Annotated in this window: 23 protein-coding genes and 3 pseudogenes; 18 read left to right on the plus strand and 8 right to left on the minus strand. The window is 69.1% G+C overall.

What is annotated here, in order from left to right; all coding sequences use genetic code 11:
* Positions 1-771: a 4,5-DOPA dioxygenase extradiol gene (gene ygiD, locus CVUC_RS01430; protein WP_096034119.1), complete on the minus strand. Its 771-nt coding sequence runs from the start codon at positions 769-771 to the stop codon at positions 1-3.
* A gap of 117 nt (positions 772-888) precedes the next feature.
* Here ygiD and CVUC_RS01435 point away from each other — a divergent pair, with 117 nt between their 5' ends.
* On the plus strand, positions 889-2,055 hold the full coding sequence (locus CVUC_RS01435; RefSeq protein WP_164468284.1) for an acyltransferase family protein: 1,167 nt from the start codon (positions 889-891) through the stop codon (positions 2,053-2,055).
* Between the two features lie 189 nt (positions 2,056-2,244).
* On the plus strand, positions 2,245-2,631 hold the full coding sequence (locus tag CVUC_RS01440) for a hypothetical protein (RefSeq protein WP_096034117.1): 387 nt from the start codon (positions 2,245-2,247) through the stop codon (positions 2,629-2,631).
* Between the two features lie 22 nt (positions 2,632-2,653).
* Here CVUC_RS01440 and CVUC_RS20735 read toward each other — a convergent pair.
* A pseudogene (locus tag CVUC_RS20735) lies at positions 2,654-2,777 on the minus strand (hypothetical protein); the annotation flags it as partial.
* A gap of 32 nt (positions 2,778-2,809) precedes the next feature.
* Here CVUC_RS20735 and CVUC_RS01445 point away from each other — a divergent pair.
* Entirely contained in the window at positions 2,810-3,583 is a 774-nt protein-coding gene (locus tag CVUC_RS01445; RefSeq protein WP_096034116.1) for a tyrosine-protein phosphatase, read from the plus strand.
* A 135-nt stretch (positions 3,584-3,718) separates the two neighbouring features.
* Positions 3,719-5,185, plus strand: a complete 1,467-nt coding sequence (locus CVUC_RS01450; protein WP_096034115.1) for an MFS transporter — start codon at positions 3,719-3,721, stop codon at positions 5,183-5,185.
* Here CVUC_RS01450 and CVUC_RS20175 read toward each other — a convergent pair.
* Positions 5,169-5,299, minus strand: a pseudogene (locus CVUC_RS20175) (hypothetical protein); the annotation flags it as partial. The gene CVUC_RS01450 and the pseudogene CVUC_RS20175 sit on opposite strands and share 17 nt — an antisense overlap.
* A 93-nt stretch (positions 5,300-5,392) precedes the next feature.
* On the opposite strand from CVUC_RS20175, the gene pabB reads away from it, so the two are divergent.
* Complete coding sequence (gene pabB, locus CVUC_RS01455; protein ID WP_096034114.1) at positions 5,393-6,721, plus strand: aminodeoxychorismate synthase, component I; 1,329 nt, start codon at positions 5,393-5,395, stop codon at positions 6,719-6,721.
* Positions 6,718-7,473: an aminotransferase class IV gene (locus tag CVUC_RS01460; protein WP_096034113.1), complete on the plus strand. Its 756-nt coding sequence runs from the start codon at positions 6,718-6,720 to the stop codon at positions 7,471-7,473. The genes pabB and CVUC_RS01460 overlap by 4 nt, the downstream gene beginning before the upstream one ends.
* A 211-nt stretch (positions 7,474-7,684) precedes the next feature.
* On the opposite strand, the gene CVUC_RS01465 is transcribed toward CVUC_RS01460, so the two are convergent.
* From CVUC_RS01465 to CVUC_RS01475, 3 genes are all read right to left on the minus strand, one after another.
* Positions 7,685-8,236: a TadE/TadG family type IV pilus assembly protein gene (locus CVUC_RS01465; RefSeq protein ID WP_096034112.1), complete on the minus strand. Its 552-nt coding sequence runs from the start codon at positions 8,234-8,236 to the stop codon at positions 7,685-7,687.
* Positions 8,233-8,784: a TadE/TadG family type IV pilus assembly protein gene (locus tag CVUC_RS01470; RefSeq protein ID WP_096034111.1), complete on the minus strand. Its 552-nt coding sequence runs from the start codon at positions 8,782-8,784 to the stop codon at positions 8,233-8,235. The genes CVUC_RS01465 and CVUC_RS01470 overlap by 4 nt, the downstream gene beginning before the upstream one ends.
* 93 nt (positions 8,785-8,877) lie before the next feature.
* The gene (locus tag CVUC_RS01475) at positions 8,878-9,309 is read right to left on the minus strand and encodes a pilus assembly protein N-terminal domain-containing protein (RefSeq protein WP_012640620.1); all 432 of its coding nucleotides are present in this window, start codon (positions 9,307-9,309) and stop codon (positions 8,878-8,880) included.
* Positions 9,310-9,625: 316 nt separating this feature from the next.
* On the opposite strand from CVUC_RS01475, the gene CVUC_RS01480 reads away from it, so the two are divergent.
* From CVUC_RS01480 to CVUC_RS01525, 10 genes are all read left to right on the plus strand, one after another.
* Positions 9,626-9,805, plus strand: a complete 180-nt coding sequence (locus tag CVUC_RS01480; protein ID WP_010920785.1) for a Flp family type IVb pilin — start codon at positions 9,626-9,628, stop codon at positions 9,803-9,805.
* Between the two features lie 174 nt (positions 9,806-9,979).
* Positions 9,980-10,492, plus strand: coding sequence for an A24 family peptidase (locus tag CVUC_RS01485; RefSeq protein ID WP_010920784.1), 513 nt, complete (start codon positions 9,980-9,982; stop codon positions 10,490-10,492).
* Positions 10,493-10,681: 189 nt separating this feature from the next.
* Positions 10,682-11,575 carry a Flp pilus assembly protein CpaB gene (gene cpaB / locus CVUC_RS01490; protein ID WP_096034110.1) on the plus strand — a complete coding sequence of 298 codons (894 nt, stop codon included), beginning with the start codon at positions 10,682-10,684 and terminating at the stop codon, positions 11,573-11,575.
* Positions 11,572-13,236 carry a type II and III secretion system protein family protein gene (locus CVUC_RS01495; RefSeq protein WP_096034109.1) on the plus strand — a complete coding sequence of 555 codons (1,665 nt, stop codon included), beginning with the start codon at positions 11,572-11,574 and terminating at the stop codon, positions 13,234-13,236. The genes cpaB and CVUC_RS01495 overlap by 4 nt, the downstream gene beginning before the upstream one ends.
* Before the next feature lie 9 nt (positions 13,237-13,245).
* Positions 13,246-13,923, plus strand: a complete 678-nt coding sequence (locus CVUC_RS01500) for a CpaD family pilus assembly protein (RefSeq protein ID WP_096034108.1) — start codon at positions 13,246-13,248, stop codon at positions 13,921-13,923.
* Positions 13,923-15,476 carry a pilus assembly protein CpaE gene (gene cpaE, locus CVUC_RS01505; RefSeq protein WP_096034107.1) on the plus strand — a complete coding sequence of 518 codons (1,554 nt, stop codon included), beginning with the start codon at positions 13,923-13,925 and terminating at the stop codon, positions 15,474-15,476. Before CVUC_RS01500 ends, cpaE begins: the two co-directional genes overlap by 1 nt.
* On the plus strand, positions 15,477-16,982 hold the full coding sequence (locus tag CVUC_RS01510) for a CpaF family protein (RefSeq protein WP_096034106.1): 1,506 nt from the start codon (positions 15,477-15,479) through the stop codon (positions 16,980-16,982).
* Between the two features lie 3 nt (positions 16,983-16,985).
* A complete protein-coding gene (locus CVUC_RS01515) occupies positions 16,986-17,963 on the plus strand; it encodes a type II secretion system F family protein (protein WP_096034105.1) in 978 nt (325 codons plus the stop codon).
* A gap of 12 nt (positions 17,964-17,975) precedes the next feature.
* Positions 17,976-18,959 carry a type II secretion system F family protein gene (locus CVUC_RS01520; RefSeq protein WP_096034104.1) on the plus strand — a complete coding sequence of 328 codons (984 nt, stop codon included), beginning with the start codon at positions 17,976-17,978 and terminating at the stop codon, positions 18,957-18,959.
* 75 nt (positions 18,960-19,034) lie between these two features.
* The gene (locus CVUC_RS01525; RefSeq protein ID WP_010920776.1) at positions 19,035-19,229 is read left to right on the plus strand and encodes a hypothetical protein; all 195 of its coding nucleotides are present in this window, start codon (positions 19,035-19,037) and stop codon (positions 19,227-19,229) included.
* 11 nt (positions 19,230-19,240) lie between these two features.
* Here the strand turns inward: CVUC_RS01525 and CVUC_RS01530 are convergent, their stop codons facing one another.
* The gene (locus CVUC_RS01530; RefSeq protein WP_164468197.1) at positions 19,241-20,065 is read right to left on the minus strand and encodes a tetratricopeptide repeat protein; all 825 of its coding nucleotides are present in this window, start codon (positions 20,063-20,065) and stop codon (positions 19,241-19,243) included.
* 83 nt (positions 20,066-20,148) lie between these two features.
* Here CVUC_RS01530 and CVUC_RS01535 point away from each other — a divergent pair, with 83 nt between their 5' ends.
* Both CVUC_RS01535 and CVUC_RS01540 read left to right on the plus strand, forming a co-directional pair.
* Positions 20,149-21,549, plus strand: coding sequence for a leucyl aminopeptidase family protein (locus CVUC_RS01535; RefSeq protein WP_096034102.1), 1,401 nt, complete (start codon positions 20,149-20,151; stop codon positions 21,547-21,549).
* Complete coding sequence (locus CVUC_RS01540) at positions 21,546-22,382, plus strand: NlpC/P60 family protein (RefSeq protein ID WP_096034101.1); 837 nt, start codon at positions 21,546-21,548, stop codon at positions 22,380-22,382. Before CVUC_RS01535 ends, CVUC_RS01540 begins: the two co-directional genes overlap by 4 nt.
* Positions 22,383-22,423: 41 nt before the next feature.
* Here the strand turns inward: CVUC_RS01540 and CVUC_RS20180 are convergent.
* Positions 22,424-22,504: pseudogene (locus CVUC_RS20180) on the minus strand (hypothetical protein); the annotation flags it as partial.
* Positions 22,505-22,661 lie beyond the last annotated feature (157 nt).

A 22,661-nucleotide genomic window follows, 5' to 3' on the forward strand; every position in this document is an offset into this window, starting at 1 on the left:
TCACCCCACCTGCACCCCCGTCATCGAGATCGCCGCAAACACATCGTCGGTGAAAAAGCTGACCGGCTCGCCCGGCGTCTGGGCGCCCAACACGTAGAGTAGCGGCAAATAGTGCTCGGCGCTGTTGATCGAGGCCTCGGCGTCGGGGCCGAGGGTGCGCCAGTCGATCAGCGGGTCATGGTCGCCGGCCAGGATCAGGCGCTTGGCGGCCTCGTTGAAGCGCTCGGCCCAGGGCAGGGTCTCGGGGCGGCGGAAGTCGATGGCGCGCAGGTTGTGGACGATGTCGCCGCTGCCGATGATCAGCACGCCCTCGTCGCGCAGCGGGGCCAGGCGCCGGCCGGCCTCGTAGTGCCAGCGGTCGCTGCGGTCGCGATCGAGGCTCAGCTGCACGACGGGAATGTCCGCCTGTGGATACATCGGGGCCAGCACGCCCCAGGCGCCATGGTCGAGCCCGCGCGTCGGGTGCTGGACCACCGTGTCAGGCGCCAGCAGATCGGCCACCCGTGCGGCCAGGGCCGGGGCGCCCGGCGCGGGATAGCGCACATCGAACAGGGCCTGCGGGAAGCCGAAGAAGTCGTGGATCGTCTCAGGCGCGGCCGAGGCGCTGACGGCTGCGGCGCCGCGTGTCTCCCAATGGGCGCTGACCATCAGGATGGCCTTGGGGCGGGGAAGCTCACGCCCCAGCCGCGTCCAGTCGCGGCGCCAGGCGTTGTCCTCGATGGCGTTCATCGGCGAGCCGTGGCCGACGAAGAGAGCGGGCAAGCGGGGCATGGCGATGCTGCCTTTTAGAAACAACTGCAGTTGCAGATAGTGTCCGCGACGCCATAGCGCAAGACGAGGTTCGGCTGACGGCTTCCGCCTCCGGACGGGCTTTGCTATGCGGCCATGGTGACCGCCGCGCCGCCCCAGATTCCCTCCGACGGGACCCCCGTTGCGACCGAGCCGACCGCTCAGTCGGTCAGCCATGTTTCGGGCAAGGAAAACGTGCGCGGCGGGGCGCTGGATTTCCTGCGCTTTCTCGCCTCGCTGCTGATCGTCGTCTACCACTATGGCGCCGAGAGCCCGATGCGGATCGAGCGCTTCGCCCAGGTGTTCTCGCGCGGCTTTCTGGCCACCGACTTCTTTCTCATCTTGTCGGGCTATGTGCTCGGCCGGGCCTATGGCGCCTCGACCCTGAGCGGACGGCTCAGCACGCCGCAGTTCTGGGTGCGCCGCGCCGCGCGGGTGTGGCCCGGGCACCTGGCGGTGCTGGCCATGCTGGCGGTGCTGGTCGTGGTGCTGAACGCCATCGGCACCGACGCCCACAAGCCCAGCCGCTTCGCCTGGGACCAGCTGGTTCCGCAGGCCTTCCTCGTCCACGCCTGGGGCTTCCCCAGCGACGGCTGGAACCTGCCCAGCTGGAGCCTGTCGGCGCTGATCGTCTGCTACGCCCTGTTCCCCAGCTTCTGGCGCGCGGTCAGCAAGATCCGCCACGCCTGGCTGTTGCCACTGCTGGGCGTGGTGATCCTGGCCGCGTTCGAGGTGCTGGCCGAGACGGTGTTCGACCAGGGGCTGGCGGACCTGCGGTTCCAGTTCGGCGTGGTCCGGGCCCTGCCGCTGTTCATCCTGGGCGTCTGTCTGGCGCGCACCGTCGACATGCGCTGGCCCTCGGAAGGCGCGGCCCACGCCCTGCTGTGGGGCGGCGTCGCCCTGCTGGTCATAACCCAGCCGCTGGATCGCTACGCCTTGCCTGATCCGCTGCTGTTCGACGCGCCCTCGCTCCTGGCCATCGCCATGATCGTGCTGGGCGCCGGGCGCCTGCCGGTCAAGCGCCCCCAGCGGTGGATCGAGGAGGGCGCCAAGCTGTCGTTCGCCCTGTTCATCACCCACATCTTCGTCGGGGTGATCTATTGGAGCGCGGTGCACAAGCTGATCGACACCGTGCCGATCGGCATCGGCTGGCAGTGGCTGATGTGGCTGGCCGGCTTCCCCCTGGCCTACGGCGGGGCGTGGCTGTTTCACCGCTATATCGACCAGCCCCTGCAGGACCGCATCCAGCCGTTGTTGCGGCGGTAGGGGGCTCCTGGTGTCATCCCGGCCGGAGCGCGGCGCGCGTAGAGCCGGGACCCAGGGGCGGCTTGCACGGAGTTCCTTCACCCCCTGGGTCCCGGGTCGGCTGCGCCGCCCGGGATGACACGCTTTTTTGGGGACAGCGCCCAGCCATCCACCGCTACACTTGCCGCGTAACAGCGTTATCGATCGCCGTTGGAGGCGCCCATGCTGGCCGTGATGCTCGCCCTTTCCCTGCAGACGGCGACCCCGCCAGGGCCGCTCGCCGGAGACTGGGTCGTGGACCTGTCGGCCACGCCGTCGGAGCCCTATTACAAGGGCATGAGCCTGACGCTCGAGGCCGACGGTACGGTGACCGGCAGCTTCTATGACAGCGAGATCCTGGCCGGTCGCTGGAAGGCGGCCGGCGGTCGCATCTGCGCCAGCTTCCGCACCACCGATGGCGCGGGGCCCTATCACACCAGCGTCTGCCAGGGCGCGAGCGGCCTGGAGGGCCAGACCTGGGCCGAGCACCGCAACTTCGTCTTCCTCTGGCGCGCCAAGCCGGCGACGGCCGAGGATCGCAAGGCCAAGTGGTGGTGAGATCGCGACGCCCCCTCCGTCTCGTCGCGTATCCGCGCCGAGCCACCTCCCCCGCAAGCGGGGCAGGAGGGGAGCGGGGTCCTCCTCACCCGTGCAACGGGGGAGGTGTCGCGCGGCAAGGCCGCGTGACGGAGGGGGCGCTTTCCAGCCGCGCGCCCATTCGATAAGTCACCTGCCCATGACCAGACTGATCCCCCTGCAAGGCGTCGAGAACTTCCGTGACTTCGGCGACTACGCCGCAGGCGAAGGGCGGTTGAAGAAGGGCGTGCTGTTTCGCGCCGCGCACCAGGCCGAGGCGACCGACGAGGACCTCGCGCACCTGGCCTCGCTGGGCATCGCCACCCTGGTGGACCTGCGCCGCCCCAATGAGCGCGAGCGTTCGCCGTCGCGCCGTTGGGACGGCTTTTCGGCCCAGGTGATCGACAATGATCTCGGCATGACCGGCGAGGATCCCTGGCACACCTTCCTCAAGGAGTCGGATCTGTCGTTGGAGTCGATCCACGACTACATGGACGAGTACTACCGCCGCGCGCCGTTCAAGGAACGGCACCTGGATCTGTTCAGCCGCTACTTCCAGGCGGTGGCGAAAGGGCAGGGCGCGGTGCTGATCCACTGCGCGGCGGGCAAGGACCGCACCGGCATCCTGGCGGCTCTGACCCACCATATCGCCGGCGTCTCGGACGACGACGTCATCGACGACTACCTCCTGACCAACGACCCGACCCGTTTCGAGCGGCGCGGCCACATCTTCCTGAACAATATCTATGAGCTGACCGGCAAGCGGCCCACCGAGGCGGCGATGCGGGCGGCCATGGGCGTGGAGGCCCGGTACCTGGCGGCGGCCTTCGCGGCGATCAAGGATCAGTACGGCTCGCTGGACGGCTATCTGGAAGGCGCCGTGGGCCTGGACGCAGCGACGCGCGAGGCGGTGGCGGGGCATATTCTGCTTTAGGGTCCGACCTCCCCTAAACTCCGACCTCCCCGGCCTTCGCCGGGGAGGTCGGTTGAAAGGCGCCCCCAATCGGTAAGGTGACAAACACCCGTTTAACCGCCAACCTCGCCTGACGGTCCCGCCAGAGGGCCGCGCTTGGGGGTTTGGGGTATGAGCGAGTTGGCGGGAACGCCTCCGGGCTTGAGCGATGTCGCCGGCGCGGAGGGGCGGGAAGACGTCCTGGTTCCGCCGCCGACCGGCAAGCTCTCCAAGGGGGCGCTGAGCTGGATCCTGCACCAGGGCACGCGCGACCCCTATGTGATCCTCGTCACCATCTATGTGTTCGCGCCCTATTTCTCGCGGGTGCTGATCGGTGACCCGGTCAAGGGTCAGGCGACCGTCGCCGACATCTCCACCACCTATGGCCTGCTGACCGCGCTGCTGGCGCCGATCCTGGGGGCCTCGATCGAGCGCTATGGCCCGCGCAAGCCGCTGATGGCCCTGGGCCTGGCGATCATGGTCCCGCTGTTGTTCGGCCTCTGGTGGGCTACGCCCGGAGGGCTGCCGGTGGGGCTGATCGGGGTGTTCCTGATCATTCTGGGCGTCGTCTACAATTGCGGCGACGTGCTGCAGAACTCGCTGCTGTCGCGCGCCGCCGAGAAGGGCCAGGAGCCTGTGCTGTCGGGCCTGGGCTATGCGACCGCCAACGGTCTGTCGGTGGCGCTGCTGATCTTCGTCATGTGGGCCTTCGTGCTGCCGGGCCAGGTGTCGTGGTCGTTCGTACCGGCCGGCCCGTTGTTTGGCCTCAGCCAGGCCGACCATGAGCCCAGCCGGATCGTCGGGCCGCTGGCCGCGATGGTCATGCTGCTGGGCGCGATCCCGTTCTTCCTGTGGACGCGCGATGCGCCGCGCACCGGCTTGCCGTTCGCCGCCGCGCTGAAGGAAGGCTTCAAGCTGCTCATCGACACCTTCGGCAACCTCAAGGGCCATGCCGACGTCGCCAAGTTCCTGGGCGCACGGATGCTGTATTGCGACGGCATGACCGCGCTGCTGATCTTCGGCGGCCTGTTCGCGGCGGGGCTGATGCAGTGGGGCGAGCTGGAGATGCTGGCCTACGGGATCTCGCTGTCGATCTTCGGGGTGCTGGGCGGCCTGATCGCGCCGTGGCTGGACCGGGTGCTGGGCCCGCGCCGCGCCATCCAGCTGGAGGTCGGGATGTGTATTCTGATCCTGATCGCCATGCTGGGCATGACCCGCGAGCAGATCCTTTATGTCTGGCCGTGGGACGCCAGCCAGGGCGTGCTGTGGAACGGACCGATTTTCCGCACCCTGCCGGAGGTGATCTATCTGGGCCTTGGCCTGCTGATCGCCGTCTTCGTCACCGCCCAGTACGCCTCGAGCCGCACCCTGCTGGTGCGCCTGGCCCCGCCCGACCGGATGGCGGCGTTCTTTGGCCTGTTCTCGCTGTCGGGCACGGCGACCATGTGGGTCGGCTCGCTGCTGGTCGCCTTCGCCACCAAGGTCTTCGCCAGCCAGGTGGCGGGCTTCATCCCGATCGCTGTCCTGCTGGCGCTGGGACTGTTGGGGCTGTTCACGGTGAAGGGCGGGGGACGGGAGGGGTGAGGGGGCCAATCCTCCCCCTAGCGGGGGAGGTGTCGGCGAAGCCGACGGAGGGGGAAGTTGGGCGCGCTCAGAGTGTCTTCCCCCTCCGGCCTTCGGCCTCCTCCCCCCTGGGGGGAGGATCTGGGTCCTCGTCACCGCCACCCACCCCCAAATCGCCCGAGGGGCCTCGCACTGGCCTCCGCTCGTCGACCCCGCTATCACCACGCCATGCGGCACGTCGCTCTCCTCACCGCCCCATGGCGCGAGCCGGTCTGGGCGTTGGCGCCCTTCCGGGACGAGCCTTACGCCTGTGCGCTGGTCACCGGCGGGGCGGGGCGGTGGTCGTATCTGTTGCGCGCGCCCGACGCGACGCTGAGCCTGTCGGACAAGGACCCAGCCGATCCCTTCACGGCCCTCGCCGGGCTGGTCGGCCCGCGCCTGCCCACCCATCCCGAAGGCCCGCCGTTCCAGGGCGGCGTCGTGGGCCTGGGCGCCTATGAGCTGGGCGACCGGGTCGAGGACCTGGGGCTTTCGCGCACCGACTGGCCGGACCTGACCTGCGCCCGCTACGCCGCCTTGCTGGCCTTCGACCATCACGCGCGTCAGGTGATCGCCGTGGGGCGCGGCGAGTCTGAGGCCGAGGCGGACGCGCGCGCCGCCGACGCCCTGGCCTGGCTGGACGTTCCTGCGCCCGCGCGCGCCGAACCCGCCGGCCCGCTCTGCGCCGACCTCGCCGCCAGCGACCCCGCCACCTATGAGACCGCCGTGGCGCAGGTGGTCGCGCGGATCGTCGGGGGCGAGATCTTCCAGGCCAATATCGCCCGCGCCTGGACGGGGCGGCTGGCGGCGGGCGTTGACCCGTTCGACCTGTTCGTGCGCCTGCGCGCGCAGAGCCCCGCGCCGTTCTCGGCCTATTGGCGGCTGCCCGGCCGGGCGCTGGTCTCCAACTCGCCCGAGCGGTTCCTGAAACTGGATCCCAGCGGCGCGATCCAGACCCAGCCGATCAAGGGCACGCGCCCCCGCGGCCGCGATCCTGTCGAGGACCGCGCCCTGGCCGCCGAGCTGCTGGCCAGCGACAAGGACCGGGCCGAGAACCTGATGATCGTCGACCTGATGCGCAACGACCTGGCGCGGGTGTCGCCGGCCGGCAGCGTCCGCGCGCCGGAGCTGTTCAAGGTCGAGAGCTTCGCCAATGTGCATCACCTGGTCTCGACCGTCACCGCGCGGCTGGCCGATGGGCGCGGCGTCGCCGACCTGCTGCGGGCCAGCTTCCCGCCGGGCTCGATCACCGGCGCGCCCAAGGTGCAGGCCATGAAGGTGATCGCCGAGCTCGAGCCGCCGCGCGGGCCCTATTGCGGCAGCCTGTTCTGGGCCGGGGTCGACGGGGCGTTCGACTCCAGCGTGCTGATCCGCACCGTCGGCCTTGTGCAGGACGGCGAGGGCTGGCGACTGGAGGCCCGGGCGGGGGCGGGGATCGTCGCCGACAGCGATCCGCGTGGCGAGCGCCTGGAGACCGAGGCCAAGATCGCGGCCCTGAAGACGGCGCTGACCCAATGACGAGACCTGACGCTGTTCCCCTGAACGATCGCGGCTTGCTGCTGGGCGATGGCCTGTTCGAGACGATGCTGGCGCAGGACGGGGCGGTGGCGCACCTGCCGGCCCATCTTGACCGGATGGCCGCCGGCTGCGCCGTCCTGGGCCTGCCGTTCGATCGCGAGGCGGCCCAGCGTCTGGTCCTCGCCGCCGCGCCGGCGCAGGGACGCTTTGCGATCCGCCTGACCCTCACCGCCGGCTCGGGCGGTCGCGGGCTTGATCGGCCCGAGGCGCCGGCCGTCCGGCTGTTCGCCACGGCCGCGCCCTCGACGCCGGTGACGACGCCGGCGACGCTGATCGTGGCGGCCACGCGCCGCAATGAGGGCTCGCCGGCCTCACGGCTCAAGACGCTCGCCTATCTCGACAATGTCCTGGCCCGGGCCGAGGCGCGGGCCGCCGGGGCCGATGACGCGCTGATGCTGAACAATCGCGGCGAGATCGCCTGCGCGGCGGCGGCGAACCTTTTCTGGCTGGCGGGCGGGCGCCTGTTCACGCCGCGTCTGGACTGCGGGGTCCTGGCGGGGACCACCCGCGCGCGACTGCTGGCCCGCGAAGCGGTGGAAGAGGTCGCCGTGGGCGTCGAAGCGCTGGAGGCCGCCGAGGCGGTGGTGCTGACCAACAGCCTGATCGGCGTGCGGCCCGTGTCGCGTCTGGGGGAGCGGGCGCTGCCCGAGCATCCCCTGGCGGCGCGGCTGAACGCGCGTCTGGACGCCTAGAGCCTGTCTGGTTTAGATGGAACCATCCAAACCAGATAAACAGGCTCTAAAATCAAACACTTAGAGCCCTTTCAAACGCTTTAGATGACTCCATCTAAAGCTAAAGGGCTCTAGAGCATTTTCCGATCTGTTTGGATCGGAGAAATGCTCTAGGCCTTTGTATTAACGCATTTTCTGACGACGAACCGGATCCACTTCGTCGGAAAATGCTCTAGCTGCTCGTCGACCAGAGGATCGTCTCGGCCTTTCGGGGGCGCAGATAAAAGGTGCGCTGGAAGGTGATGCTGGCCGGCATCACCAGCTTGATCGGCGAGGTGTAGACATAGCTCGCCCGCGCCAGGATCACGCTCCTGCTGGCCGGAAGCACCCCCACCGGCACGTTGGTGAGCACCGCGCCCTGGGCCGGGCAGTTGGTCATCGTGCCCGAGGCCCGCGACCAGGCCACGGTGTCCCGGCCGGTCGCGTCCGAGGTGACGCTGGCGACGCACATCCTCAGCGTGGCGGTCGGGAAGGGCGCCATGATGATGCCGCCGATGGTGAAGACGTCGGCCATCTTGGTTGGCCCGGTCTGGTTGCTCTGGGCCACCAGGTCGCCGATCTGCGAGGCGATGTTCGACAGCCGGCGCTGGGCCATCATCGCCTGGGTCACCTCGGCGAGGCCGCAGTACATCACGATCATCACCGGCGCGATCAGCGCGAACTCGACGGCCGACACGCCGCGCCGGTCGCGCCAGAAGCTGGAAAGGGGGCGGCGGCGGCTCATTGCTCGTACGGCTCGTTGGTGAACGAGGTGGCGGCGTAGATGATGCGGTTGCCGTTGGAGCTTTGCAGGCCCGTGTTCAGCATCGGGGTCACCAGCGGCCAGGTGTAATAGGCGCGGACCACAACGATCGAGCCGGAGGCGCCGGGGTTCCAGTTCATGGTGGTCGGCACGGTGGTGTTGGTCGCCGAGGTCTGGCCGGTCGCGTAGTCGGTGAAGGTGCGCACGTCGAGGCGCAGCGCGCTCGAGCACTTGGACCCCAGCCAGCTCATGCGGTTGCAGACGGCGGTCTTGAACGAGTTGGCGTTCCCGCCGGTGGTCTGAACCTCGCCGGTGCGGATGGTGCGGCCGGCGTCGATGACCGCGTTCTCGAGCGTAATCGAAACCAGAAACACCAGGCCCAGCTCGATGATGGCGAACAGCAGCATCAGGAACGGGATGGCGACCAGGGCGAACTCGACGGCCGTCGCGCCCTCGTCGGCGCGCGCGAAGCGGCCGGCCGAACGCGCCAGCCGGAGACGTGCGCGGGCGATGAGGGAGCGTGAAGCCATGCAGCGAGCAATCCTGCTTTCACCGGCACGCTAGCCGAACGTTCCTAACCACAGGTTAGTACGCGCGCGTACGTGAGGCGTGCGGGCGGGGGGCTACGGGACGCCCTGGCCTTGACCCAGGCGCGTGCACTGGGCGGCGCAGGCGTAGTTGCTGGCCGTGGCGCCGCGATAGACGATGACGCCGCCGCCGCCGTTCTCGGAGACCACCACCTGGCGGTCGGCGAGCGGGCGGCCATTGGCGCCGAAGGCCAGCAGGCTGGTCACGCCGGGCCGCTTGCCCAGAACGACGAGGGTGCGGTCGTTGACGACGCTGACGTCGGCGATGCTGGGGTCGCCGACCACGATGTCCCGAACCGAACCGGCGAGGCTGACATACGAGGCCTGACCGGCCGAGACCGGCAGGTCGACCGACACGGCGGCGCCCGACGTCTTCGCGGAAACCGGCTCGATCGGCAGGGTCTGAGCCCCCGCAGCGGCGCCGCAAAGGGTCGCGACGGCGGCGATGGCGAGTGAAAGGCGACGCATGAGGTTTCCGATTCTGGATCCGGGCGAGCGCCAGCATCACTTTCTTTGGTCAACAAAAGACTAAAATCCACAGGCTTGCGGCCAAGCGTCGCTTGAGAAAGTCCTTGAATCAAAAGGGCTTGGCAGCGATCGCGGATTGCATGGTTAAGAACAAATAACGGTAAATACAAATAAACCAAAAGAAAATCTCTGAAAACTATTCGCTGTTTACTGGCCATTAAGTGCAGTCGGCGAAATTGATCGTGTTTTCGGGGGTGAGCAAGTCGAACGGCTTGAGAGCCTCAAATCAACTAGCTCTGGTTTAGGAGACCAAGTCATGACCAAGTTCGTCACGCGCTTCCTGAAGGATGAATCCGGCGCCACGGCCATCGAATATGGCCTGATCGTCGCCCTGATCGCCGTTGTCATCGTGACCGCCGTCACGACCCTCGGCACCAACCTGCGCACCGCCTTCACGAAGGCCGGCGCCGCGGTTTCGACGGCGGCTGGCACCTAAGCCACTCGCGTCACGCTCGAAAAGAAGAGGGTCGAGGCTTCCGCCTCGGCCCTTTTCTTTATTTTCGGCCCGTCTTTACTTGCTGCTCCGCCTGCCAGACGTCGCGCGAAGAAACCATTGCTTCACGGGTGCGCCCCAGAATGAAGCGGTAAGCAACCAAGGTCTCTTCGCTCCATGCAGGCTCTTCAGATCCCGCTGCTGCTGATCTTTCCGGCCCTGGCCATTGTCGGGGCGCTGAAGGACCTGACCAGCTACACGATCCCCAACTGGATCTCGCTGGCCCTGATCGCGGCCTTTGTTCCGGCCGCCCTGGTCAGCGGCGCGCCGCTGTCGCAGATCGGGCTTTGCCTGGCCGTGGGCCTCGGCGCCCTGGTGCTGGGCATGGGCATGTTCGCCGCCGGCTGGATCGGCGGGGGCGACGGCAAGCTGTTCGCGGTGTGCGCCCTCTGGCTGGGCTGGCCGGCGGCCTTGACGTTCATGCTGTACACCGGCCTGGCGGGCGGCGTCCTGACCTTCGCCATTCTGGGGCTGCGCTCGGGCTGGTTGGCGCCGGCCGTGGCGGGCGGTCCGGCCTGGCTGCGCAAATTGGGGACGACCGGCGGTGATCTGCCCTATGGCGTCGCCATCGCCGTCGGCGCCCTGGCGGCCTTTCCGCAAGGGGCTCTGGCCCTCGGAATCCTGGGTTGAGCCGCGCTCAAAGCTGACTCCTAGCGCGACAGCCTGTCGCGTGATCGATCCACGTCCCGAGCAAAACTTTTAGCAGGCGTTAACCATGCGGCGGCCACCATGGGGCGTGGCCAGAAAGGCTGACTGACGAATCGTGCGCGCTCGCCGGACCGGCGGCCGTTCGGCTCACCCTAGAGTTCCAGCCTGCTCATGAGCCCCGTTCGCCTATTGATCGTCCTGATCGCCGCGGTGTCGGCCATCGGCCTGGCCGTGGTGTTGCAGCGCGCCCTGGGCGGCGCGCCGGCCAAACCGACGGGCCTGGTCGAGGCGCCGGGCGGCCCCGCCGCGCCGGGCAAGCCCATGACCCAGGTCCTGGTCGCCAAGCGCGACCTGCCCGTAGGCACGCGCCTGGTGGCGACCGATGTGGGCTGGCAGGCCTGGCCCAGCGATTCGATCAACGCGGCCTTCATCACCAACGGTTCCGCGCCCGTCACGCCGGACGGCAAGGTCGAGGCGGCCAAGGCGGCCGTCGCCGCCACCGCCGACCAGATGATCGGCGGCGATCCGGCCAAGATCGTCGAGGGCGCGATCGTCCGCGACCCGATCCTGATCGGCGAGCCCATCACGCCCCGCAAGATCGTGCGCGGCGGGGAGGGCGGTTACCTCTCGGTCGTGCTGACCCCCGGCAAGCGCGCCATGTCGGTGCCCGTGACCTCCGACACCGCCGTCGGCGGCTTCATCCTGCCGGGCGACCGCGTCGATGTGCTGTCGACCCGCGACGCCCCGGCCGCCGGCGACCAGGGCGGCAAGGTGATGATCGCCGAGACCGTGCTGCAGAACATCCGGGTGCTGGCCCTCGACCAGGCCACCGCCGCCGAGAAGGACGCCAAGTCGATCGTGGCGGCCACCGCCACCCTCGAGGTCGGCCCCGTCGAGGCCGAGGCCCTGGCCCGCGCCAAGGCCGGCGGCCCCATCACCCTGGCCTTGCGCGCCTATACCGACATGGGCGGTCCGTCGGGCGTGACCCACGCGGTGGCCGGCGACGACTCCACCGTCCGCATCAACCGCGGCGGCCAGACCACCAGCGTGGCGGTGCGTCCATGAGCCGTCCGGTGAACCTTCCTTCCGTGAAAGCCTCCATGTCCGCTTCGCGTCGTCTCTTGACGGCTTCCGTCGCCGCCCTGCTGGCGCTGACGTCGACCGCGCCGGTGTTTGCCGATGGTCCCGTCGGCGGGTCCCACACCTATCGACCGCCCGCCCGCGTCACCCGCGCGCCTGCGGCGGCGCCCGCGCCGGTGATGATGCGCGCCGAGGATCAGGTCGCCCGCATCGTGATGACCGCCGACCAGACCGCCGCGACCCTGGAGCTGGCCAAGGGCAAGTCGGCGATCGTCGAGCTGCCCAGCGAGGTCCGCGACCTTCTGGTGACCAACCCGCAGATCGCCGACGCGGTGCTGCGCGACAAGCGCCGGATCTACATCGTGGGTCTGGCCGAGGGCACGACCGACGCAGCCTTCTTCGACACCGCCGGCCGCCGCATCCTGTCGCTGAGCATCCGGGTCAGCCAGCCGGTGGACCAACTGGCCGCGATGCTGGGCAAGATCCTGCCCGACGCCAAGATCACCGTCTCGCCCATCCGCGACAGCGTGGTGCTGAGCGGCATGGTCCGCACCGCCTCGGAGGCCGAGAGCGCCGCCCGGATCGCCGCCCAGTTCGTCGGCTCGCCGGAGAAGGTGCTGAACATGATCAGCGTCGCCGGCAAGGACCAGGTGATGCTGCAGGTCCGCATCGTCGAGGTGCAGCGCAATGTCATCAAGCAGCTGGGCGTCGACCTGAACGCGGTGATCGGTCAGCTGGGCGAGACCCAGTACACCTTCGGCATGGCGCCGGGTTACGGCGTTAACGGCAGCCTGCTGGGCGGGGTGACCGGCGGCTACAAGATGGACACCACCAAGCAGCCGCAGGTGATGCGCTATAACCCCGTTACCGGGGCCTATGACCTGCCGGCGGTGGATCGCCAGAGCGACATCGCCACGATCCAGAACACCGCAGGCAGCGCCGGTCTGAACTCGGCCAAGGGCATGATCCAGGCGTTCGAGCGCGTGGGCCTGGTCCGAACCCTGGCCGAGCCGAACCTCGCCGCAGTCTCGGGCGAGTCGGGCAAGTTCCTCGTGGGCGGCGAGTTTCCGGTCCCGACCGGGAGTGACACCTCCGGCAAGGTGACGATCGAGTTCAAACCCTATGGCGTGGGCCTGGGCTATACGCCGGTGGTTCTGTCGGGCGGGCGCATCTCGCTGAAGCTCTCGACGGAGGTTTCCGAGCTCAGCAGCCTGGGGGCCTTCAGCATGAGCACGGGAACAAGCTCGGGTTCTACGAACCTGACCGTCCCGGGCCTGTCGGTGCGCCGCGTCGAGAGCACGGTTGAACTGCCCTCGGGCGGCTCGCTGATGCTGGCGGGTCTTCTGCAGCAGACCACCAAGGAAACCATCGACTCGCTGCCGGGCATGACCAGCATGCCGATCCTGGGCTCGCTGTTCCGCTCGCGCGACTTCCTGAACAACCAGACCGAACTGGTCGTCATCATCACCCCGTACATCATCGACCCGACCCGTCCGCAGAACCTGCAGACGCCGGCCGACGGTCTGCAGTTCGCCAGCGACATGGGCACGGTCCTGCTGGGTCGGTTGAACAAGGTGGTCAAGGCGCCGGCCGGCGCGAACGCGGGGCGCGCCTATCAAGGCCCCGTCGGCTATGTGATCGAGTAGGACGCCGCCATGACGCTTCTCACTCCCGTCAAGTCCGTCCTCCTCGGCGCCGCCCTGCTGGGTCTTGCGGCCTGCGCTTCGACGCCGCCTGACCAAGGCCCCAACAAGCTGGCCGCCACCGAAACCCAGCAGTGGATGGACCGCATCAAGGTCGACGCCGCGCCCGACGAGATCCTGCTGAAGCCGCACGCCTCGGGCCTTTCGGCCAACCAGTCGGCGGCCCTGGAAGCCCTGGTCTCGCGCTGGCTGGCGGCCGAGGCCCGCGAACTGGTCGTGACTGCGCCCAACACCGCCGGGGCCATGGCCATCCAGATTCGCGACCGTCTGGCCGGCCTGGGCGCCGGTGCGCGCGTGCGCGTCGTCGGCGTTGATCCGGCCAGCGCCGAGGAAGGCGCGATCCGCGTCGGCTTCGTCCGCTACGAGGCCCGGCCGATCAAGTGCGGCCAACGCTGGGAGAACCTGGCGGCGACCCGCGACAATACCGTGTACGACAACTTCGGTTGCGCCATGGCGGCCAATATCGCCGCTCAGGTCGCCAACCCCGAGGACCTGGTGCGGCCGCGCGACATGACGCCGGCGGATACCGGGCGTCGCGACACCGTGCTGGGCAAGTACCGCAGGGGCGAGGTCACCAGTTCAGCCAAGGACGAACAGGCCAGCGGCGCCGTCTCGAAGGCGATCCAGTAATGCGGCCGACCGACAACGATCCCTTCGACCTGGGCTTCGACGCCGCCGACGAGTTCACGACCGGCGCGGGCGACCCCTGGCGCTCGTCCGCCCCGTCGCTGACGCCGGCGGGCGGGTTCGAGGACCCGTTCGCCGACTTCCCGCCGGCCCGGCCCCGCGAGGACGGAGCCCCGCCGGCCCGCTCGTCGCAGGTCGCGCCGCCGACCACCCGGCCCACGCCCCAGGCGCGCCCGGTCCAGCCCGCCGCGCCGGCGGCGGCCGCGCCCGACTATCACGAGGGCGAACGCGACACCCCCGCCAGCGCGCCCGTCGCGTCAGCCCCGGCCTATGACGAGCCGATCGCCGACAGCGGGATGGGCGATGCGGTGATCCCGCGCATCACCATCCACGCCTTCTGCGCCCGGCCCGAGACCGCCGCCCTGATCGAAAAGGCCGCCGCCGACCGTCGCATGTCGCGCGCCGCCACCATCGTGCGCGACGGCGGGCTGGAAGCGGCCGTCGACTACTACCAGAACCAGCCGACGCCCTCGCTGGTCATGGTCGAGACGCTGGACGGCGCCCAGCGCCTGCTGCACCTGCTCGACAGCCTGGCCCAGGTCTGCGACCCGGGCACCAAGGTGGTCGTCGTGGGCCAGACCAACGACATCGCCCTCTATCGCGAGCTGATGCGCCGGGGCGTCAGCGAGTATCTGACCCAGCCGCTGGGCCCGTTGCAGGTGATCCGCGCCGTCGGGGCGCTGTACGCCGATCCGGCCGCGCCGTTCACCGGCCGCCAGATCGCCTTCGTCGGCGCCAAGGGCGGGGTGGGGGCCTCCACCCTGGCCCACAACTTCGCCTGGTCCATGGCCGAGAAGATGCAGTCGGCCACCGTGCTGGTCGACCTGGATCTGGCCTTCGGCACCGCCGGCCTCGACTTCAACCAGGATCCGCTGCAAGGCGTGCTGGACGCGCTCAGCCAGCCTGACCGCCTGGATCCGGTGCTGATGGACCGGATGATGGTGCGCTGCGCCGATCGCCTGTCGCTGTTCGCCGCGCCGGCCTCGCTGGACGACGACTACGAGTTCGGCGCCGACGCCTTCGAGGAAGTGACCCAGAAGATCCGCGGCGCCGCCCCGTTCGTGGTGCTGGACCTGCCGCACGTCTGGAACGCCTGGAGCCGTCGGGTGCTGATCGGCTCCGACGATCTGGTGGTGGTGGCCACGCCTGACCTCGCCAGCTTGCGCAACGCCAAGAACATCATCGACCTGGTCAAGGGCTCGCGCCCCAACGACGCGCCCCCGCGCCTCGTCCTGAACCAGGTGGGCGTGCCCGGCCGTCCGGAGATCCCGGTCAAGGACTTCGGCGAGGCGCTGGGCGTGCAGCCCTCACTGGTGCTGCCCTTCGATCCCAAGCCCTACGGCCAGGCGGCCAACAACGGTCAGATGCTGGCCGAGGTGGCGCCCAAGTCTAAGGCCGCCGAGGGGCTGGAGCATCTGGCGCGGCTGATCAGCCGGCGCGAGCCGCCGCCGGTGCAGAAGACCTCGATGTTCTCGGGCCTGTTCAAGAAGAAGTAGATGTTCGGAAAGCGCGACTCGTCAGCTCCCGGCGATCCCAAGGCGCCGCCCCCCGCCCCGGCGGGCGGTGCGGCCATCGCCACGCGGCCGCAGCGCGTCGAGCCCGTCGCCGCGCCGGAACCCAAGGCCCCCGCGCCCAAGGTCAGCGGACCTGCGCCCAAGCCGACCGTGGGCCTGGAACAGCTGCGCGCCGCCCAGGGCCAGCCGCAGACGGCCAACATCGTCCGTGAGCAGAGCGACTACTACCACGCCACCAAGACCACGATCTTCAACGCCCTGCTGAACACCATCGACCTCTCCCAGCTGGCTCAGCTGGACCTGAAGCAGGCCGGTGAGGAGATCCGCGACATCGTCGCCGAGCTGGTGGCGATCAAGAACGTCTCGATGTCGGTGGCCGAGCAGGAGCACCTGGTCCAGGACATCATCAACGACGTCCTCGGCTATGGCCCGCTGGAGCCGCTGCTGGCGCGCGACGACATCGCCGACATCATGGTCAACGGCGCGCACCGAGTGTTCATCGAAGTGGGCGGCAAGGTCCAGCTGACGAACGTCCGCTTCCGCGACAATCTCCAGCTGATGAACATCTGCCAGCGGATCGTCAGCCAGGTCGGCCGCCGGGTCGATGAAAGCTCGCCGATCTGCGACGCCCGCTTGCCCGACGGCAGCCGCGTCAACGTGATCGCGCCCCCCTTGGCGCTGGATGGTCCGACCCTGACCATCCGGAAGTTCAAGAAGGACAAGCTGACCATGAAGAACCTGGTGGAGTTCGCCTCCATCAGTCCCGAAGGGGCGCGGGTTCTGGGGGTCATCGGCGCCTGCCGCTGTAACCTCGTCATCTCGGGCGGTACGGGTTCGGGCAAGACGACGCTGCTCAACACCATGACCGCGTTCATCGACCCCACCGAGCGGGTCGTGACCTGCGAAGACGCCGCCGAACTGCAGCTGCAGCAGCCGCACGTGGTGCGCCTGGAAACCCGTCCGCCGAACCTGGAAGGCTCGGGCGCGGTGACCATGCGGGATCTGGTCAAGAACTGTCTGCGGATGCGTCCCGAGCGGATCATCGTCGGCGAAGTCCGTGGCCCCGAGGCGTTCGACCTCCTGCAGGCCATGAACACCGGCCACGACGGCTCGATGGGCACGCTGCACGCCAACAGCCCGCGTGAGGCGATCAGCCGGATCGAGAGCATGATCACCATGGGCGGCTATGGCCTGCCCTCCAAGACCATCAAGGAGATGATCGTCGGCTCGGTCGACGTGATCATCCAGGCCGCTCGCCTGCGCGACGGTTCGCGCCGCATCACCCACATCACCGAGGTCGTGGGCCTGGAAGGCGACGTGATCGTCACCCAGGACCTGTTCGTCTACGAGATCACCGGCGAGGACGAGCACGGCAAGGTCGTGGGCAAGCACCGCTCGACCGGCATCGCCCGTCCGCGCTTCTGGGATCGCGCCCGCTACTACGGGCTGGAGCGCGAGCTGGCCGAAGCCCTCGACGCGGCGGAGTAGGCCATGCTGTTCGTCCTGGCCGGGATCCTGGGCTTCATCACCATCGCCGGCCTCGGCTTCGCCTTCGCCGGCGGCGACAGCGCGTCGAGCAAGGCCGCTAAGCGCGCCCAGCTCATCGCCAAGGGCGGCGAGCGCCAGGCCAATGTCCGCGCCAAGGCCGCCGCCAACACGCCCGACGCGCGCCGTCAGGCCATCCTGAAGGCGCTGAAGGACCAGGACCGCAAGCAGAAGAAGGCCTCGCTGAGCATCGCCGCGCGCCTGCAGGCCGCCGGCCTGGGCGACAACGTCAAGATGTTCTGGATCGTCAGCGGGACGCTTGGCCTGTTCATCGCGATGATCATCCTGCTGCTGGGCCAGTCGCCGCTGGTGGCGCTGGGCGCGGGCTTCGCCGCCGGTGCGGGTCTGCCGCGCTGGGTGCTGGGCTTCCTGGCCAAGGGCCGCACCCAGAAGTTCACCGAGGCCTTCGCCGACGCCGTCGACATCATCGTACGCGGCATCAAGTCGGGCCTGCCGGTGCACGACTGTCTGAAGATCATCGGCAAGGAATGCCCCGAGCCCCTGGCCGGGGAGTTCCGCATCCTGACCGAGAACGTCGCCATGGGCGTGCCGATGGATGCGGCTCTGGAGAAGATGTACGAGCGCATGCCCACCAACGAGCTGCGCTTCTTTGCGATCGTGCTGGCGATCCAGCAGAAGACCGGCGGCAACTTGGCCGAGGCCCTGGGCAATCTCTCGGCCGTGCTGCGCTCGCGCAAGCTGATGAAGGAGAAGATCAAGGCGCTGTCGGCCGAAGCCGTCGCCTCGGCCTTCATCATCGGCTGTCTGCCGCCCGGCGTCGTCACCCTGATCAGCGTCACCTCGCCGGCCTATATGGCCCCTATGTTCACCGACCCGCGCGGTCACCTGATGCTGCTGGCCAGCGCCATCTGGATGAGCATCGGCATCTTCGTGATGCGCAACATGATCAACTTCAAGTTCTGAGGGGAGGGCCGCATGTCGCTTGTCGAGACCCTGACCAGCCCCTCGAACGTCCTGACCGCTTTCATCGCCGTGGTCGTGTTCGCCACCATCATCACCCTGGCCTCGCCGGTGATGCGCGACAACAATCTGGAGGGCCGGCTCAAGTCGGTGGCCAACCGCCGCGAGGAGTTGCGCCGCCGCTCGCGCCAGTCCATCTCCACGCGCGCCCCCGGCACGGCCGGCGGCACCCTGCGGCACCAGGACGAGGGCCTCTACAAGAACGTCGTCGAGCGCCTGCAGCTGTCGCGCCTGCTGGAGGATCCCAAGGTCGTGGAAAAGCTGGCCCAGGCCGGTTTCCGCGGCCCAAAGCCGGTCTCGACCTTCTACTTCTTCCGGTTCGCCATGCCCTTCGCCTTCGCGGCGGGCGCGGCCTTCTATCTGTACGTGGTCAACGACTTTGGCCTGCTGCCGATGCAGAAGCTGTGCGCCTGCGTGGCGTTCCTGGCCTTGGGCTACTACGCGCCGAACGTCTACATCTCCAACGTCGCCCAGAAGCGCCGCGAGTCGATCGTGGCGGCCTTCCCGGACGCGCTGGACCTCTTGCTGATCTGCGTCGAGAGCGGCATGTCGATCGAGGCGGCCATCCAGAAGGTCGGCGCGGAAGTCGGCTCCTCGTCGATGGAGCTGGCCGAGGAGCTTTCCCTACTGACCGCCGAGTTGTCGTACCTGCCCGACCGGCGCCTGGCCTATGAGAACCTTGCCCGCCGCACCAACCATCCCGGCATCAAGTCGGTGGCCACGGCGATGATCCAGGCCGAGCGCTATGGCACGCCGCTGGGCACGGCGCTGCGGGTCATGGCCAAGGAAAACCGCGAGCTGCGGCTGTCAGCCGCTGAAAAGAAAGCCGCAGCCCTGCCGGCCCAGCTGACCGTGCCGATGATCCTGTTCTTCCTGCCGGTGCTGTTCATCATGATCCTGGGCCCGGCGATCATGAAGGTGCAGGACGCCTTCAAGTAGACGTCCGCGCCGGCCTCGTCCTGGCGTAGGTCTTGCGCTGTCTCAACCGTTCAGTGTCGGTTTGGGACAGGTGCGATGGACTATCATGGCAAGGGACCTCCGGTTCGCGTGTTCGTGGAGGAGGAAAAGGGCGGCGCGGCGCTTGAGATGGCGCTGATGCTGGGACTGGCGGCGTTCTTCGCCTTCACCCTGAAGGAAGTGCTGACGACGCCGCTGCTGACCACCTTCACCAAGGCGACCCAGGTGGTGAGCCAAGCCCTGGCGGGGTAGGGGGCGCGCTGCTAGCGCCCTCCGCCGGCCCTCATGGCGTCCCAGCTGCGGGACTGACCCGCCTGGCCCACGGCGGCGCGCAGATAGGCCAGGTTATTGGCCACCTGCTCCGGCGGCAGGTCGGCGCGGACCAGCTTTTCGGCTTCCGGCAAGCGGCCCTGCAGGCCGACCACCAGGGCCAGGTTCTGACGCACCTGGATCCCCGCCGACGGCAGGGTCACGGCGCGGCGAAGCTCAGCTTCGGCGCCGGCCAGGTCGCCCCTGGCGGCCAGATGCATCGCATGGTTGGCCATCGGGGTCGCCTCGTTGGGCGCCAGCGCGATCGCCTGGCGGTGGGCGGCCTCGGCTTCCTCGTCCCGCTCGGCCTGTTCATAGGCCACGCCCAGCAGGGTCAGCGGACGCCAGTCCTTGGGCGAGAGCGCGGCGACCTTGCGGGCCGGCTCGATCGCATAAAAGCCCTGGCCCCGGGCGATATGGGCGCGGGCCAGTTCCAGCAAGAGGCCGGTGTCGTCCGGATGGGCGATCAGCCCCTTGGTCGCGGCGATGGCGGCCTCGTCGGCGCGGCCCAGGGCGCGCAGCGCTTTGGCCAGACCCGCGCCGGCCTCGGCGTCGGCCGGATCAACCTCGAACTCGGCGCCCCAGAAGGCGGCCTGGGCCAGCGGGTCCAGGCGGCGCGCCTCGGTCCGCTGCTGGGCTGAGGCCTTCACCGGCGCCGGCGCGGCCTTGGCGGTCTTGCCGGCGTCAGCCTTGGGCGGATCGGCGGCGAAGACCGGGCTCGCCAGGGCCAGGGCGATGGGGGCGAGAACGGTTGCGATGAGCGCGCGCTTGCGACACATGAAGACAAGTCTCCAGAAGGTGCGCGCATCATCCCGCGCGGGCCTCAAGGAATCGTTAAGCATAGTTTTTAAGGGTTTCGCCGATGACCGACGCCGCGCATCCGATCCTGGCCAAGGCCGACGGCCAGGCGATCCCGGTGCATCCCGTCGCGGAGTCCGAGGTCGAGGCGTTCCTGGCGCGAAAGCGCGCGCCGGTAAGGACTTACGCCGCCGCCAACAAGTTCACGGGCAAGGCCGGGCAGGTGCTGGCCGTTCCGGGCGCCAGCGGGGCGGTCGAGCAGGTGCTGATGGGCGTGGGCGCGGGCCGCGCCGATCTGTCGCTGTTGCGGGGTCTGGCGGGCAAGCTGCCGGCCGGCGACTACGCCCTCTCGCGCCTGCCCAAGGGTCTGGACGGCGAGCAGGCGGCCCTGGCCTTCGCGCTGGGGACCTATCGCTATGACCGCTACAAGAAGCGCGGGGAGGCGATCCCGCGTCTGGTGGCCCCCAAGGGCGTCGATGTGGCCTTCGTCACCGCCCTGGCCCACGCCTGCGCCCTGTGCCGCGACATGGTCAACACCCCGGCCAACGACATGGGTCCGCTGCAGATCGAGACCATCGCCGGCGAGATCGCCGAAAAGTACGGCGCGACCCTGTCGGTGGTGCGCGGCGATGACCTCTTGAAAGAGAACTACCCGGCCGTCCACGCCGTGGGCCGCGCGGCGGTCGATGCGCGGGCGCCTCGCATGATCGAGATCGCCTGGGGTGATCCCGCCCATCCCGTGCTGGCCCTGGTGGGCAAGGGCGTGGTGTTCGACACCGGCGGTCTCGACATCAAGCCTTCGTCGGGCATGCGCCTGATGAAGAAGGACATGGGCGGCGCCGCCCACGCCCTGGCGCTGGGGCGGATGGTGATGGAGGCGAGGCTCCCGGTGCGCCTGGTGATCCTGACCCCGGTGGTCGAGAACGCCATCGCCGGCGACGCCATGCGGCCGGGCGACGTGCTGCAGACCCGGGCTGGCCTGACCGTCGAGGTCGGCAATACCGACGCTGAGGGCCGCCTGATCCTGGCCGACGCCCTGACCCGCGCCGCTGAGCTCAAGCCCGCCCTGACCCTGGACTTCGCCACCCTGACCGGCGCGGCGCGGGTGGCCATGGGGCCGTTCGTGATCCCGTTCTGGACCGCCGACGACACCCTGGCCGGCCAGATCGAGACCGCCTCGCGCAAGGTCTCCGACCCGCTGTGGCGCCTGCCCCTGACCGAGGCCTATCGCGACGCGCTGGACAGCGACATCGCCGACCTGAAGAACGATCCCGACGGCTGGGCCCAGGCGGGCGCCACGACGGCGGCGCTGTTCCTGCAACGCTTCGCCCCGGTCGAGGGCGGCTGGGCGCACTTCGACGTCTTCGCCTGGAACCCCAAGGGACGTCCCGGCTATCCGGTCGGCGCCGAGGTCCAGGCCATCCGCGCGGCCTTCGCCCTGCTGCAAGCCAGGTTCGCCCGATGAGCGCGTCCGACCGCCGCCTCACCCTGGTCCGAGACGGGATCGCGGATCGCCGCCTGGAAGGGCTGGTTCCCGCCGAGCGCTTCGCCGACGTCACGCCGATGCAAGTCAGCGCGCCGATCGCCAGCCTGCGCAAGGCCCCCGAGCCGGACGCCGAGCAGGAGGACCAGCTCGTTTTCGGCGAACTGTTCGACGTGCTGTTCGAGGCCGGCGACTTCGCCTTCGGCCAGGCCCGCCGCGACCGCTATGTCGGCTATGTGCTGCTGGAGGCCCTGTCAGCGCCGGTGCTGCCGCCGGACTGCCGCATCGCCGCGCCGCGCACCTACGCCTTCGCCGAGCCGGACATCAAGTCGGCCATTGTGGGCCTCTACAGTCTCAACGCCCTGGTGACCGTCGAGGCGCGGGAGGGCCGGTTCGTGAAGGGCGCGCGGGCGGGCTGGTTCGTCGATCACCACCTGGCGCCGATCGGCCGTTTCGAGACCGACCATGTCGCCGTCGCCGAGCGGTTCCTGCATGCGCCCTACCAGTGGGGCGGCCGGGAAAGCCTGGGCCTGGACTGCTCGGCCCTGGTGCAGCAGGCGCTCTATGCCTGCGGCCGGGCCTGTCCGCGTGACACGGATCTGCAGCGGGACTTCTTTCCTGAGATCGCCGAGGCCGAGCGTCGGCGGGGCGACCTCGTGTTCTGGAAGGGGCACGTGGCGATCCTCTTGGATCCCGACACCATCCTGCACGCCAACGCCCACCACATGGCCACCGCCATCGAGCCGCTGGCCAAGGCGATCGCGCGGATCGCGGCGACGCCGACGGGCGGGGTGCTGGGGTATCGGCGGGTTTAGTTAGCTATCCCTTTGTGTCATCCCGGAAGCGCGAAGCGCTATCCGGGACCCAGGGGGTGACAGAACGCTTTGCGCGCCGCCCCTGGGTCCCGGCTCTCCGCTACGCTGCGGCCGGGATGACACGGGAAAACAAAAAGGCCGCGGCGCTTTCGCGTCGCGGCCTCGTTGTAGCGGATGTCGAAGAGCGCTTAGGCCTTCGGGGCGGCCGGGGCGGCGGCGGCCGGGGCCGCCGGAGCAGCGCCGGCAGCCGCGGGGGCGGCGCCTTCGGCGGCCGGAGCC

This window comes from Caulobacter vibrioides, from assembly GCF_002858865.1.
Lineage (GTDB): Bacteria > Pseudomonadota > Alphaproteobacteria > Caulobacterales > Caulobacteraceae > Caulobacter > Caulobacter vibrioides.

Coding starts and splice junctions, on each gene's coding strand:
- ygiD (WP_096034119.1), bottom strand. CDS start 771: ATGCCCCGCTTGCCCGCTCTCTTCGTCGGCCACGGCTCGCCGATGAAC.
- CVUC_RS01445 (WP_096034116.1), top strand. CDS start 2,810: ATGACCAGACTGATCCCCCTGCAAGGCGTCGAGAACTTCCGTGACTTC.
- pabB (WP_096034114.1), top strand. CDS start 5,393: ATGCGGCACGTCGCTCTCCTCACCGCCCCATGGCGCGAGCCGGTCTGG.
- CVUC_RS01460 (WP_096034113.1), top strand. CDS start 6,718: ATGACGAGACCTGACGCTGTTCCCCTGAACGATCGCGGCTTGCTGCTG.
- CVUC_RS01465 (WP_096034112.1), bottom strand. CDS start 8,236: ATGAGCCGCCGCCGCCCCCTTTCCAGCTTCTGGCGCGACCGGCGCGGC.
- CVUC_RS01470 (WP_096034111.1), bottom strand. CDS start 8,784: ATGGCTTCACGCTCCCTCATCGCCCGCGCACGTCTCCGGCTGGCGCGT.
- CVUC_RS01475 (WP_012640620.1), bottom strand. CDS start 9,309: ATGCGTCGCCTTTCACTCGCCATCGCCGCCGTCGCGACCCTTTGCGGC.
- CVUC_RS01480 (WP_010920785.1), top strand. CDS start 9,626: ATGACCAAGTTCGTCACGCGCTTCCTGAAGGATGAATCCGGCGCCACG.
- CVUC_RS01485 (WP_010920784.1), top strand. CDS start 9,980: ATGCAGGCTCTTCAGATCCCGCTGCTGCTGATCTTTCCGGCCCTGGCC.
- cpaB (WP_096034110.1), top strand. CDS start 10,682: ATGAGCCCCGTTCGCCTATTGATCGTCCTGATCGCCGCGGTGTCGGCC.
- CVUC_RS01495 (WP_096034109.1), top strand. CDS start 11,572: ATGAGCCGTCCGGTGAACCTTCCTTCCGTGAAAGCCTCCATGTCCGCT.
- CVUC_RS01500 (WP_096034108.1), top strand. CDS start 13,246: ATGACGCTTCTCACTCCCGTCAAGTCCGTCCTCCTCGGCGCCGCCCTG.
- cpaE (WP_096034107.1), top strand. CDS start 13,923: ATGCGGCCGACCGACAACGATCCCTTCGACCTGGGCTTCGACGCCGCC.
- CVUC_RS01510 (WP_096034106.1), top strand. CDS start 15,477: ATGTTCGGAAAGCGCGACTCGTCAGCTCCCGGCGATCCCAAGGCGCCG.
- CVUC_RS01515 (WP_096034105.1), top strand. CDS start 16,986: ATGCTGTTCGTCCTGGCCGGGATCCTGGGCTTCATCACCATCGCCGGC.
- CVUC_RS01520 (WP_096034104.1), top strand. CDS start 17,976: ATGTCGCTTGTCGAGACCCTGACCAGCCCCTCGAACGTCCTGACCGCT.
- CVUC_RS01525 (WP_010920776.1), top strand. CDS start 19,035: ATGGACTATCATGGCAAGGGACCTCCGGTTCGCGTGTTCGTGGAGGAG.
- CVUC_RS01530 (WP_164468197.1), bottom strand. CDS start 20,065: ATGTGTCGCAAGCGCGCGCTCATCGCAACCGTTCTCGCCCCCATCGCC.
- CVUC_RS01535 (WP_096034102.1), top strand. CDS start 20,149: ATGACCGACGCCGCGCATCCGATCCTGGCCAAGGCCGACGGCCAGGCG.
- CVUC_RS01540 (WP_096034101.1), top strand. CDS start 21,546: ATGAGCGCGTCCGACCGCCGCCTCACCCTGGTCCGAGACGGGATCGCG.